This is a genomic window from Vibrio sp. D404a (genome assembly GCF_030248535.1).
Lineage (GTDB): Bacteria > Pseudomonadota > Gammaproteobacteria > Enterobacterales > Vibrionaceae > Vibrio.
Window position 1 is genome coordinate 1 of record NZ_JAHGAJ010000018.1, and the last position, 12,951, is coordinate 12,951.

Genomic DNA, 12,951 nt, shown 5'->3' on the forward strand with positions numbered 1-12,951 from the left:
CTCGCATCTCGCACGATGATTCCCATAAAACAAAAGCCCCGCAAGCTTTCACTTGCGGGGCTTTGAAACTAATTAGATTCTAAAAACAATTACTTGTTTTCTTTCTCTTCTTTAGCTTTTGCGATTACTTCTTCAGCAACGTTTGCTGGACATGGTGCGTAGTGTGCGAATTCCATAGAGAATTGACCACGACCAGAAGTAATTGTACGTAGGTGACCGATGTAACCAAACATTTCTGATAGAGGTACGTCAGCTTTAATACGTACGCCAGTAGCACCAGCTTGTTGGTCTTTGATCATACCACGACGACGGTTAAGGTCACCGATTACATCACCAACGTGATCTTCTGGAGTAAACACGTCAACGTTCATGATTGGCTCAAGAAGTTGCGCGCCAGCTTTTGGCATAGATTGACGGAATGCGCCTTTCGCTGCGATTTCGAATGCGATTGCAGACGAGTCAACTGCGTGGAAGCCACCGTCGAATAGTTCAACTTCAACGTCTAGAGTTGGGAAGCCAGCAAGAACACCGTTATCCATCATAGACTCGAAGCCTTTCTCTACTGCAGGCCAGAATTCTTTAGGTACGTTACCACCAACAACTGTTGAAGAGAACGTGAAGCCAGAGTTTGGCTCACCTGGTTTGATGCGGTAGTCGATCTTACCGAACTGACCTGAACCACCAGATTGCTTCTTGTGCGTGTAGCTATCTTCAATCGCTTGAGTGATAGTTTCACGGTAAGCTACTTGTGGAGCACCTACAGTTAGCTCAACGCCGTATGTACGCTTAAGGATGTCTACCTTGATGTCTAGGTGAAGTTCACCCATACCTTTCAGGATAGTTTCACCTGAATCTTCGTCAGTCTCAACTTGGAAAGATGGATCTTCTGCAACCATCTTACCGATAGCGATACCCATCTTCTCAGTAGAACCTTTATCTTTAGGCGCTACAGCGATAGAGATTACTGGTTCTGGGAAGATCATTGGCTCTAGAGTACATTCGTGCTTAGGATCACATAGAGTGTGACCAGTTTGAACGTTCTTCATACCAACAACTGCGATGATGTCACCAGCTTGAGCTTCAGTTAGCTCGTTACGGTCATCAGCTTGCATCTCAACCATACGGCCGATACGCTCAGTCTTACCAGTTGCAGCGTTAAGGATAGTATCACCCTTCTTCATGCGACCAGAGTAGATACGGATGAACGTTAGTGCACCGAAACGGTCGTCCATGATCTTAAATGCTAGAGCACGTAGTGGCTCATCTGCAGATACAGTTGCAACTTCACCAGTTGGTTCGCCAGTCTCTTTATCAGTTAGAGGCTGTGGATCAACTTCAGTTGGAGATGGTAGGTAATCTACAACAGCGTCTAGTACTAGCTGAACACCCTTGTTCTTAAATGCAGAACCACAGAATGTTGGGAAGAATGCTAGGTCACGAGTACCTTTACGGATACAACGCTTGATGTCTTCGATAGAAGGCTCTTCACCTTCCATGTAAGCTTCCATTAGATCATCGTCTTGCTCAACAGCAGTTTCGATTAGCTCTTCACGGTATTGCTCAACATCATCAACCATGTCAGCTGGGATGTCTTGGATTTCGTAGTTTTCTGGAAGACCAGAGTCGTCCCATACGTAAGCTTTACGGCTTAGTAGGTCTACAACACCAACGAAGTCGTCTTCACGACCGATTGGTAGAACCATAACTAGTGGGTTTGCACCTAGAACGTTTTTAACTTGGTCAACAACGTTGTAGAAGTCTGCGCCCATACGGTCTAGTTTGTTAACGAAGATCAGACGAGATACTTCTGATTCGTTAGCGTAACGCCAGTTAGTTTCTGATTGTGGTTCAACACCACCAGAACCACAGAATACACCAACACCGCCATCAAGAACTTTAAGAGAACGGTATACTTCAACTGTGAAGTCAACGTGTCCAGGAGTATCGATAACGTTTAGACGGTGACCGTTCCAGAAACAGCTTACAGCTGCTGATTGGATAGTAATACCGCGCTCAGCTTCCTGTTCCATGAAGTCAGTCGTTGATTCGCCGTCATGTACTTCACCAGTCTTGTGGATTTGACCAGTTAGCTTAAGGATACGCTCAGTGGTAGTTGTTTTACCCGCATCAACGTGCGCGAAAATACCAATGTTTCTGTATTTCGATAAATCTGCCATTGTCTTACTCTGTTAATAGGATATAAAATGCGCGCAGAGTATATCACAATCTGTGAAGACTGATAGCTTTGCATGCATTTGAGACTAAAAAACTTTTGCCTTTCCACAATAAGAAAGGAAAAGTGCTCTGTAGAAACAACCTAAGCGGTTGTTAATTTTAATATTGGGCTCGCAGAAAGACGATTAGCAAACCCAATTTGATTTGCTGCTGTATAGATTAGCCTAACTTAGCTTTATTACAACTCATCAAAAGCACTAATTGCTTCTGACAGCTTTTTCACTCCGTGGATTTGCATCCCTGGAATACCGCCCTTAGGCATATTGGCCGCTGGCACGATCGCTTTTTTAAAGCCATGCTTGAAGGCTTCATTTAGACGCTCTTGTCCACTTGGAACCGGTCTAATCTCTCCCGCCAAGCCAACTTCACCAAACACGACCACATCTTTAGGCAGTGCTCTGTCTCTAAAACTAGACAACAATGCCATCACTAATGCTAAGTCAGCACTGGTTTCGGTTACTTTAACACCACCGACGACATTCACAAACACATCTTGGTCGGCCATTTGCAGTCCGCCATGTTTATGCAGCACAGCGAGTAATAAAGAGAGGCGGTTTTGCTCTAGGCCTACGGCAACGCGTCGAGGGTTCGCCAACTGTGAATAATCCACCAGCGCTTGAATTTCGACGAGAAGCGGACGCGTACCTTCCCAGACCACCATCACTGAACTTCCCGACGTTTCTTCTTCACCACGAGAAAGGAAAATAGCCGAAGGGTTGGAGACTTCTTTAAGCCCCTGCCCTGTCATCGCAAATACACCCAGCTCATTTACCGCACCAAAACGGTTCTTATGGCTGCGCAGCGTTCTAAAGCGGCTATCAGTGCCACCATCAAGCAGTACCGAACAGTCAATGATGTGCTCTAGAACTTTCGGCCCCGCCAGCGTGCCATCTTTAGTTACGTGACCAACAAGGAAAATAGCCACATTATTCTGCTTAGCAAAACGAGTCAGTGCGGTTGCTGACTCACGTACCTGAGCCACACTGCCCGGCGATGACTGAACATCGGCAACGTGCATAACCTGAATCGAGTCGATAACCATGATCTTCGGTTGTTCTTTCTCCGCAACCTGGCAGATCTTATCAACGTTAGTTTCCGACAACATTTTTAGATGATCTTTCGGTAGCCCTAAACGCGAAGCGCGCATCGCCACCTGTTGCAACGATTCCTCACCTGTGACATATAAGGTAGGAAGCTGTGAAGAGAGCAAACACATCGTCTGTAATAATAGAGTCGACTTACCCGCACCTGGGTTACCACCAATAAGAATCGCCGCACCGGGAACGACACCACCACCAAGAACGCGGTCTAGCTCTTTAAAGCCGCTACTGAATCTTGGTACTTCTTGTAGGTCGATCTCTGAAAGTGTTTGAACACTCGACTCGGTTGCGCTACCTGCGTAGCCGGTGAGTCTTTCATTACGTGCAACCTGAGGTGATGCAGCGAGCCTAACCTCTGTGATTGTGTTCCAAGCTCCGCATGCATTACATTGGCCCTGCCAGCGCGGGAAGTCTGCGCCACAGTCATTACATACATAAGCTCGTTTTGCCTTAGCCATAAAACCTCAATAATTTACTTTGTTACACGATGATGTTGTCAAATTGTGATGTCGTTGACCGTACGGATTAAAATAATCGTTGCAGTCGTACCAGTTATACTTAAAGATCGATTTAAACTAGTCGATAACACAAGTGCACTATCCATTCTAACAATAAAAGTATGCAGCAATCTGAAATTCTATCTGTAGCAGAGCGACTCATCCCAGCCTATCACGCTGAGGATTTTGATTTCCTTCTATCACAAATGACAGAGGGCGAATCCCCGTCTCTGAAATTGCTCGTTAAAATGGAACTGAATCGTATCATGGCGCCGTGTACCAAGAGTATCGATTTGCGCGGCCGTATCGACAACGAATGTCACCAGTTTACCCTAGATGGGCGTAAACACTGGCTCGATGATATCGCTCTTAATGCCTATCAGCGCGGCACAAAGAAGTTTCGCGGCTACACTGAAGGCGTTTGGGAGATGGTCATGTCTCCGCGAACTCAGCCAGTCAACAACCAAATCAATACCACTCAGCAAGAAGACAACGGCATCACCAGTGCCAATAGCCCTTATGAAGCGGAACCTATTAACCTTGGTTACGACTTAAAGCGTCAAGAGAACCGCTTAAAGGTTGCCTCACAAGTTGAGATAACCACCTCAAAGGGTCAAGTGTTGCACGGTGTTACTGTGGATATATCGCCATCAGGCGGGAAATTCAAGGTGCCAAGCGCATTCAAATACAACCTTGGCGAAATTGTCGGCGTCAAATTTACTGAATTGGTCGAAAAGTCGAAAGAGCCTGATGTGGATAGAACCACTGAGTTTCGTATTCTTGGAATCGACGACTCTTTCGAGAACAATGCAGTTAAGTTCCTACGAACGGTGCGTGTTTGTGACAGCAATGTCGTAGGCAGACTGATCGAAGAGTCACTCAACAGCAGCAGCAAAAAGACCCAACACGAGAACCAAGACCGCATCATTCGTACTCGAACTCGCGGTATTGAGCATACTTACCTCAAACATACCTGTAACCTGCCCCTCTTTTTTAGCGGTAGTGAGCTAAAACTGGCTCTATTAACCGACAACAACCACCCTCTTTGGCAGTACTGGCATGACGAGCGTAACCAACAAGCTTTAGGTACGTTGTTTAATGAGCAGCGTATGAATCAATTGGCGAAACCTGGAGTGAAAGGGACAAGCAATGTTATCTACTCGTTCACTCACGAGCACCAAAATAAGACGCTGTTCTACTCCATGATGTTGCCAGAGGCGAGCCGTGAGCAACGCCAATTGTTCTGGCACATTGGTGCGAAGAGATCGAGTTGGAAGACCTTTAAGTTCTCTGTTTTTGAGTTGTCCGAAGAAGAGCGTCAAGCATTAGCACAGCACTCGAAGGATTTAGCGAGAAGCTCTGAACAGCTGACCCACTGTGGCATCTTGCAAGAAATCGGCGCAGACGACAGTGCCGATGATTATCTACTGACAGAAAAACCCCGTATCGCGAGCAGTGAGCTGAATAAGTTCCGTCACGCGAGAACTGTGGTTGGCAATATCCAGAGTATCTATTTCGATTCTCAATCTCGACGCAAAGAGCCGCGCTATCAGTTTAAGTCGCCATTGCAGATCACCACTGAAGACGGTGCAGCAGCCAATGGTCACACTCAAGACCTTTCTAAGCGAGGGTTAAGTATTGCACTCGAGCAGCCACTGGTATTAAAGATCGATGACCCTGTGACTATCAACTTCAGTGAGCTTCAGCTCTATGATAAGAAGCTACCACTCAGTGCTGTGCCTTACCGAGTGATCCGTGTTAGTCCGAACGGTAAGAATGTTCAGTTGGCGATCGATGAAACGGGCAAAACCATGCGTACCGTGGCCTTCCTTAACGGCCTTATCGATCATAACCAAAACAAACTGATCAAAAAGAAAGAGATACTACCGACTCACTCACTGTTGGAATCCCTCCACAATGTACTATTGAGTAAAATGGTCAGTAACCCGATCTTTATTGATAAACCAAGTTCAAAACTACGCTGTAAGATCATTGGGGTTAACTTCCCACTCAATAACTACTTGAGCTTACTGGCGAAGCTTGGACACAACCATAAATTGTCACTAGAGCCGATATTTAAGGGTCACAGTAATACTCTATTAGCGGATCCGCTGAAGAAAATAGAGGGAGCAGGCCCTAAGCATCATGATGTTTACGTAGCAGCGGTTAAGTTTGGTGACAAGATTCAATCAGTACATACCAAGCTAAGCCGAGAGTTCAAATCGGTGAAAGAACGAATCATGTTCATTAAGAAAGCTCAGCATATGGGGGAGCTCTACGTTTTACGAGTATCAACCGCACCAGTTTTCGACCCACTGACCAGCCTGTTCCAATCTGATTTAGAGGCGATTGCTCGCATTAGTATGTATCAGGCGAAGAAGTTAGAGAATGAAGTGACGGCCTTTATTGGCTATGGTGAGATGTGTGATATCACAGATGAAGTGCTGATCAGACTCGAGCTGACCAAGTAATCGAACGCTCGAATATATCAACATAGAAACACCATCAAAAAAGCAGGCTCAATGGCCTGCTTTTTCTATTTATATGGTCTGCTAAAACCATCAAATGTTATGTAGAAAGGCACCTAGGGTTTCACTTGCCAGCTGATTTTCTGCTGCTTAGCAAGCACACCAGAAAGAATACACAACACGCCACCTAATCCAGAGTAACGAACTGCAGATTGTGCTTGTTGCTCTACTTTCGGTTTCGCATGATACGCAATACCCAAACCTGCAGCTTTCATCATCACTAGGTCATTGGCACCATCGCCCACTGCAACGGTATTATGCAGCTCAATCTCATGTTCTTCTGCAAGCTCAATCAGAATGTCTGCTTTGGTCTGCGCCGATACGACATCTCCCAACACTTGCCCTGTCAGTTTGCCATTAACGATTTCCAAGGTGTTAGATTGAGCGTAATCTAAGTTAAGCGTGTCTTTAAGGTAGTCGGAGAAGTAGGTAAAGCCACCAGAAGCAATGGCAGTTTTCCAACCTAGCTTATTTAACGTGTTTACCAACTCAACTAGATCTGGCATGAATGGTAGTGTGCTGCGCACTTGTTCCAAGATAGCTTCATCGGCATCTTTCAAGGCACCAACACGTTGACGAAGGCTCTGTTCGAAATCGAGTTCACCCTGCATTGCGCGCTCAGTGATGTCCGATACTAATTCTCCCACTCCCGCCAATTTGGCAATCTCATCGATGCACTCAATCTGAATCGCAGTCGAATCCATATCCATCACGATTAGACCCGGCTTAGACAGATCTGGAACTTCACTTAGGCAGGCGTAATCCAGTTTTAGACCCTGTAAGATCTCTTCATGCGCAGGAGTAAGTTGTCCAGACATCAGAGCAACTTCGTATTTGCCCACTTTCCAAGTGTCTAGAATGGTATTGTAGAAGCCTGTGAAAAAGTCGATGTCATCGAAGGCTTGAGGAGAAAGATACTCACCAAACACGATCCAGTTTGCCTTTGATTTGGCCAGTTGAGAAGCGAATCGCGTCTCCGGGAGTCGAGTTAACAGTGTAGTATGCCTTTTGATAGGCAAGAGTTTCTGTGCGTCCATGTGTCTGATTCCTAATTAACTTAGCTAGACGTTAACCTATTGCAATTTACATGTGCAAGTCTCAATATGTCTTAATCATAACATTTGTTTATTTCAGGCTTGATGAATCATGAATGAATCCTTGTTCTCATTACGCAATGCACTGCGTATTTTGGCGCTAATCTTATTAGCCGCCATGCTGGTCGTGACCATTAAAAATACCGTGGTGATCAGTAAAGGTAATGAGAAAATTCAAGCGAAGCAGCTCGAAACTCTGACCAAGGTGCTTATCTCACAGGCATCGCTATCCGCGAGTAAAATGATCATTCAGCAAGACCAAGAGCGCTTGCTAGAACTCACCAATCAACTGTCTCAAGACCGCTTGGTATTCGATACCACGATTTATAATGCGGAAGGGGTGCGCTTAGCGTCGAGTGAAAAGGCGCTGACCGTGCGCGAGGTGCTTGGTCTTGATACCCCACTCTCAACGGCAAGCATTGGCAAGCAGCAATTGGTTGAGCCTATCTATTCTCCAGAAAATGCCATCATCGGCTTTATTCGCGTGACCTTTGAGACGGGTCGAGTAACAGCGATCTCCGATCATCATTACCGCAAGAGTGACCGCTATATGATAGGTATGGTAGTGATGGGATTTGTGAGTGGCGTGCTGTTTATTCTATTAATCCTCAGACGTGGCAAGTCTAAGTCAGGCGAGAACCTGCTACTCAAGAACGTTAACTCTTAGTAGGCAAGCCCAATCCAACCAAACAATAAAAAGCCCCTACAGTCGAGACTGCAGGGGCTTTTTTCATTCAGCTCAAAGCATACTTAGGCTTTCGATTACTCGTCGTCACCCAGCAGAACAGAGTCTAGTGCAATTACCATCATGTCATTGAAAGTCGTTTGACGCTCATCAGATGTGGTTTGCTCGCCTGTTTTAATGTGGTCTGAAACAGTACAGATAGTCAGTGCTTTCGCGCCGTATTCAGCACATACACCGTAGATACCAGCCGCTTCCATCTCAACGCCAACGATGCCGTACTTGTCCATAACTTCGAACATTTCTGGATCTGGAGTGTAAAACAGCTCAGCTGAGAATAGGTTACCGACTTTTACGTCAACACCGCGCGCTTTTGCCGCGTCTTCAGCTGCACGAACCATTTTGTAGTCAGCAATTGCAGCAAAGTCATGACCTTTAAAGCGAATACGGTTCACTTTTGAATCTGTACAAGCACCCATGCCGATAACAACGTCGCGCACTTTAATATCTTCGCTAACCGCACCACAGCTGCCAACACGGATGATTTTCTTCACGCCAAAGTCTTTAATCAGCTCTGTCGCGTAGATAGAGCACGATGGGATACCCATACCGTGGCCCATCACAGAGATCTTACGACCTTTGTAAGTACCTGTGTAACCAAACATGTTGCGAACATCACACACCTGAACAACATCATCTAGGAATGTTTCTGCGATGTATTTAGCACGTAGCGGGTCACCCGGCATAAGAACAACGTCTGCGAATGCGCCCATTTCAGCATTAATATGTGGAGTTGCCATTGAAAATATCCTTTATCTCAAAACAAAAATGAAGAGAGAGGCTACCCTCTCTCTTCAGTATACTTAAAAATTACAAAAAGCTTGTGCCGTAGCCCATTGGCGACGTGCCGAAGTACGCTGCTAGCGTTTGGCCGATATCAGCAAATGTGTCACGACGACCTAGTGAACCAGCAGGTACATTCTTACCGTAAACAATCACTGGGATGTGCTCACGAGTGTGGTCAGAACCAGGCCATGTTGGATCACAACCGTGGTCAGCAGTTAGGATCAAGATGTCATCTTCTTGCATCATATCCATAACTTCGTGAATACGACCATCGAAGTACTCAAGTGCCGCTGCGTAACCCGCTACGTCACGACGGTGACCGTAAGCAGAGTCGAAATCTACAAAGTTAGTGAACACAATCGTGTTGTCACCCGCTTCTTTGATCGCGTCTTTAGTTGCTTCAAATAGGTCAGGAATACCTGTCGCTTTAGTCTTCTTAGTGATACCACAGCCAGCGTAGATATCAGAGATCTTACCGATTGAGTGAACCTCACCGTTTTTCTCGTCAACCAGTTTTTGCAGGATCGTTGCTGATGGCGGCTCAACAGATAGATCGCGACGGTTACCGGTACGCTCAAACTGACCTTTACCCGCACCAACGAAAGGACGCGCGATAACACGACCGATGTTGTAATCTTCTAGCTCTTCACGAGCGATCTGACAAAGATCTAGCAGGTTTTGTAGACCAAATGTCTCTTCATGACATGCGATCTGGAATACTGAATCGGCTGATGTGTAGAAGATTGGTAGGCCCGTCTTCATGTGCTCTTCACCTAAATCATCCAGTACTTGAGTACCCGATGCGTGACAGTTACCTAGGAAACCAGATAGGCCAGCACGCTCTAGAATGCGGTCAGTCAACTCTTTAGGGAAGCTGTTTTCTTTATCAGTGAAGTAACCCCAATCAAAAAGAACAGGAACACCCGCAATTTCCCAGTGACCTGACGGTGTATCTTTACCAGAAGACAGCTCAGCTGCGTGGCCGTAAGCACCGATGATTTCAGCGTCTGCATCCATACCAGGAGCAAAACGACCTGTTGACTCTTTATGAGCCATCGCAAGACCCAGTTTAGATAGGTTTGGCAGAGTCAGTGGACCTTGACGGTCAGCGTTATCCGCTAAGCCCTTATCACACTGATCAGCGATGTGACCCATAGTATCTGAACCTACATCACCAAATTTCTCAGCATCCGCTGTTGCGCCAATACCAAATGAGTCTAAGACTAAAATAAATGCTCTTTTCATTGCTATTTCCTTTAGCCCGCTCATTATCGAATAATTTTGGTGTGAGCAGGCTTTGTGTAATTTTTTAATTAAACGTCTTCTGAACGAATTTGACGGTAAACGTCCGGCGTTGCTGTGTATTCGCCACCAACAGTAATCGCATTTTGAAGGGCTGTTGCCGCTTCTTGCCATTGCTCTTCGTTGCGTGCGTGAATAACTGCAAGAGGCTTGTCTTCGCTTGCCACTTCACCTAGACGGATGAAGTTATCGAAGCCGACTGCGTAATCGATGCTGTCAGTTGCAACGCGGCGACCGCCACCCATGCCAACAACAGCCATACCGATTGCGCGCGTATCCATTGCTGATACAACGCCACTTTCAAGTGCGTATACTGGCTTGATGATTTCCGCTTTCTCTAGGTAGTTGTCGTAGTTTTCTACGAAGTCAGCTGGACCGCCCAGGCCTGCAACCATCTTGCCGAAGCACTCTGCTGCTTTACCGTTATCCAGTACCGCCATTAGCTTCTCACGAGCCTCTTCAGAGTCTTTCGCAAGGTTGCCAAGTACCAGCATTTCAGCACATGACGCTAGCGTGATCTCAAGAAGACGAGGGTTACGGTATTCACCCGTTAGGAACTGAACCGCTTCACGTACCTCAACTGCATTACCTGCAGAAGACGCCAATACTTGGTTCATGTCTGTTAGAATCGCTGTTGTCTTAGTACCTGCACCGTTTGCTACAGCTACGATAGATTTCGCCAACTCTTCAGACGCTTCGTAAGTTGGCATGAACGCACCTGAACCTACTTTTACATCCATTACTAGAGAATCTAGGCCAGCAGCCAGTTTCTTAGACAGGATTGAAGCTGTGATTAGAGAGATGTTGTCTACCGTCGCAGTGATATCGCGCGTCGCGTATACACGCTTATCCGCTGGAGCTAAGTCACCCGTTTGACCGATGATTGCAACGCCTGCGTCTTTGGTTACTTCACCAAACACTTCATTGGTTGGTGTGATGTTGTAGCCAGGGATAGACTCAAGCTTATCGAGCGTACCACCCGTGTGGCCAAGACCACGGCCAGAGATCATAGGAACGAAGCCACCACATGCTGCCACCATTGGGCCAAGCATTAGTGAAGTTACGTCACCTACACCACCTGTAGAGTGTTTATCAACGATTGGGCCATCAAAGTTCATGTGGCTCCAGTCGATAACCATACCTGAATCACGCATTGCACACGTTAGGGCAATACGCTCTGGCATCGTCATTTCGTTGAAGAAGATCGCCATTGCAAATGCAGCGATTTGGCCTTCAGAAACCGTGTTCTTAGCAACGCCCTGGATGAAGAAGTTGATCTCTTCAGCAGTCAGCACTTCGCCGTCACGTTTTCTGCGAATAATTTCTTGAGGTAGAAAAGTTGGAGTTTTGGTATTAGATACTTCAGACATTAGATTCCTCCCAACACTCATGATGAGTATGGTATGTAAGGTAAAGAGGTAATATGGAGCGGCAAAAGCACCGCCCCATCAAACAGACTATGTTGTTATCAATACTCTAAATATTTGGCTTTACAGCTAACGACGCTGCTGTGTCAAATATGACGAGTAAATTAGTAAGCTGTTGGATCAGCTGTTTCGTCTGTTACTTCTAATGTGTTTAGTAGGTTAGTCAGTAGGCTTGACGCACCAAAACGGTAGTGCATGTTGTCAGCCCAATCTGCGCCTAGGATGTCATCAGCCATTGCTAGGTATTGTGCTGCATCTTCAGCAGTACGAACACCACCTGCTGGTTTGAAACCAACAGTCTTAGCTACGCCCATGTCGCGGATAACTTCAAGCATCATGCGCGCGTACTCTGGAGTCGCGTTTACTGGCACTTTACCTGTTGAAGTTTTAATGAAGTCAGCGCCTGCTTTGATACAAATTTCAGATGCTTTCTTGATTAGTGCTTCTTCTTTAAGCTCACCAGTTTCGATGATTACTTTCAGTGTGATGTCGCCACATGCTTCTTTACACTGTTTAACTAGCTCGAAACCTACTTCTTCGTTGCCAGCGATTAGAGCGCGGTATGGGAATACTACGTCTACTTCGTCTGCACCGTAAGCAACCGCTGCTTTTGTTTCAGCAACTGCGATTTCGATGTCATCGTTACCATGAGGGAAGTTAGTTACAGTCGCAATACGTACTTCTGGAGTACCTTGCTCACGCAGTGCCTTCTTAGCTGCTGGGATAAAGCGAGGGTAAATACAGATTGCAGCTGTGTTGCCCACTGCAGTCTTCGCGTCGTGACAAAGCGCTACAACTTTTTCAGTTGTGTCGTCGTCATTTAGCGTAGTTAGGTCCATAAGTTTAAGTGCACGTAGAGCTGCTGCTTTTAAATCGCTCATTTCTATCTCCGATCAATATATTCAAATAGTTAACTACTTCGCCCTCCATCCAGTATAGATGGATATTTTAGTAATGCTCTGTAGTCACCAATGAACGGACTTGGTTCCCTGAAGACTTGTTGGCCTTACGCCATCAATTGCTATCCTTGTCACCGCACAGTACCAGTTTGGTCTATGGCACAACAAATCTACCTTGTTGTGTCTAACATCTATAGCGTATCGCTATGTTTGGCTTAATCCCAGAAGAATCACGATTGCGATTAAACAAGCGCTCATTTTCTTGCCAAAAAGAGAAATCCTATCCCTATAGCTTATACATTATAGGTATCCTTCGATAATTTGTAGTGCTCCTTAGAACG

General features: G+C 46.0%; 9 protein-coding genes. 2 read left to right on the top strand and 7 right to left on the bottom strand.

Annotated features, from left to right (window positions below; all coding sequences use genetic code 11):
* Nucleotides 1-89 precede the first annotated feature (89 nt).
* Nucleotides 90-2,177, bottom strand: a complete 2,088-nt coding sequence (fusA, locus tag KI655_RS11280; protein ID WP_150869204.1) for an elongation factor G — start codon at nucleotides 2,175-2,177, stop codon at nucleotides 90-92.
* A 236-nt stretch (nucleotides 2,178-2,413) separates the two neighbouring features.
* On the bottom strand, nucleotides 2,414-3,793 hold the full coding sequence (gene radA / locus KI655_RS11285; protein WP_255230010.1) for a DNA repair protein RadA: 1,380 nt from the start codon (nucleotides 3,791-3,793) through the stop codon (nucleotides 2,414-2,416).
* A gap of 161 nt (nucleotides 3,794-3,954) precedes the next feature.
* Between radA and KI655_RS11290 the strand changes: the two genes are divergently transcribed.
* Nucleotides 3,955-6,303 (top strand): PilZ domain-containing protein, encoded by a 2,349-nt coding sequence (locus tag KI655_RS11290; protein ID WP_285404902.1) that lies wholly within the window; start codon nucleotides 3,955-3,957, stop codon nucleotides 6,301-6,303.
* Between the two features lie 113 nt (nucleotides 6,304-6,416).
* On the opposite strand, the gene serB is transcribed toward KI655_RS11290, so the two are convergent.
* Nucleotides 6,417-7,397, bottom strand: a complete 981-nt coding sequence (serB, locus tag KI655_RS11295; protein WP_285404904.1) for a phosphoserine phosphatase — start codon at nucleotides 7,395-7,397, stop codon at nucleotides 6,417-6,419.
* Between the two features lie 109 nt (nucleotides 7,398-7,506).
* On the opposite strand from serB, the gene KI655_RS11300 reads away from it, so the two are divergent.
* Nucleotides 7,507-8,121, top strand: coding sequence for a YtjB family periplasmic protein (locus KI655_RS11300; protein WP_285404906.1), 615 nt, complete (start codon nucleotides 7,507-7,509; stop codon nucleotides 8,119-8,121).
* A gap of 95 nt (nucleotides 8,122-8,216) precedes the next feature.
* Here KI655_RS11300 and deoD read toward each other — a convergent pair whose 3' ends face one another.
* The 4 genes from deoD to deoC form a co-directional block, all read right to left on the bottom strand.
* Nucleotides 8,217-8,936: a purine-nucleoside phosphorylase gene (deoD, locus tag KI655_RS11305; protein ID WP_032551570.1), complete on the bottom strand. Its 720-nt coding sequence runs from the start codon at nucleotides 8,934-8,936 to the stop codon at nucleotides 8,217-8,219.
* A gap of 70 nt (nucleotides 8,937-9,006) precedes the next feature.
* Nucleotides 9,007-10,227 carry a phosphopentomutase gene (locus KI655_RS11310; RefSeq protein WP_285404908.1) on the bottom strand — a complete coding sequence of 407 codons (1,221 nt, stop codon included), beginning with the start codon at nucleotides 10,225-10,227 and terminating at the stop codon, nucleotides 9,007-9,009.
* A 68-nt stretch (nucleotides 10,228-10,295) separates the two neighbouring features.
* Nucleotides 10,296-11,654: a thymidine phosphorylase gene (deoA, locus tag KI655_RS11315; RefSeq protein ID WP_032551568.1), complete on the bottom strand. Its 1,359-nt coding sequence runs from the start codon at nucleotides 11,652-11,654 to the stop codon at nucleotides 10,296-10,298.
* A 161-nt stretch (nucleotides 11,655-11,815) separates the two neighbouring features.
* A complete protein-coding gene (gene deoC, locus KI655_RS11320) occupies nucleotides 11,816-12,592 on the bottom strand; it encodes a deoxyribose-phosphate aldolase (RefSeq protein WP_032551567.1) in 777 nt (258 codons plus the stop codon).
* Nucleotides 12,593-12,951: the final 359 nt, after the last annotated feature.

Excerpts from the sequence above, each read along its gene's own strand:
- serB (WP_285404904.1), bottom strand. The coding sequence starts at position 7,397 with ATGGACGCACAGAAACTCTTGCCTATCAAAAGGCATACTACACTGTTA.
- deoC (WP_032551567.1), bottom strand. The coding sequence starts at position 12,592 with ATGAGCGATTTAAAAGCAGCAGCTCTACGTGCACTTAAACTTATGGAC.
- KI655_RS11310 (WP_285404908.1), bottom strand. The coding sequence starts at position 10,227 with ATGAAAAGAGCATTTATTTTAGTCTTAGACTCATTTGGTATTGGCGCA.
- KI655_RS11300 (WP_285404906.1), top strand. The coding sequence starts at position 7,507 with ATGAATGAATCCTTGTTCTCATTACGCAATGCACTGCGTATTTTGGCG.
- deoD (WP_032551570.1), bottom strand. The coding sequence starts at position 8,936 with ATGGCAACTCCACATATTAATGCTGAAATGGGCGCATTCGCAGACGTT.
- radA (WP_255230010.1), bottom strand. The coding sequence starts at position 3,793 with ATGGCTAAGGCAAAACGAGCTTATGTATGTAATGACTGTGGCGCAGAC.
- fusA (WP_150869204.1), bottom strand. The coding sequence starts at position 2,177 with ATGGCAGATTTATCGAAATACAGAAACATTGGTATTTTCGCGCACGTT.
- deoA (WP_032551568.1), bottom strand. The coding sequence starts at position 11,654 with ATGTCTGAAGTATCTAATACCAAAACTCCAACTTTTCTACCTCAAGAA.
- KI655_RS11290 (WP_285404902.1), top strand. The coding sequence starts at position 3,955 with ATGCAGCAATCTGAAATTCTATCTGTAGCAGAGCGACTCATCCCAGCC.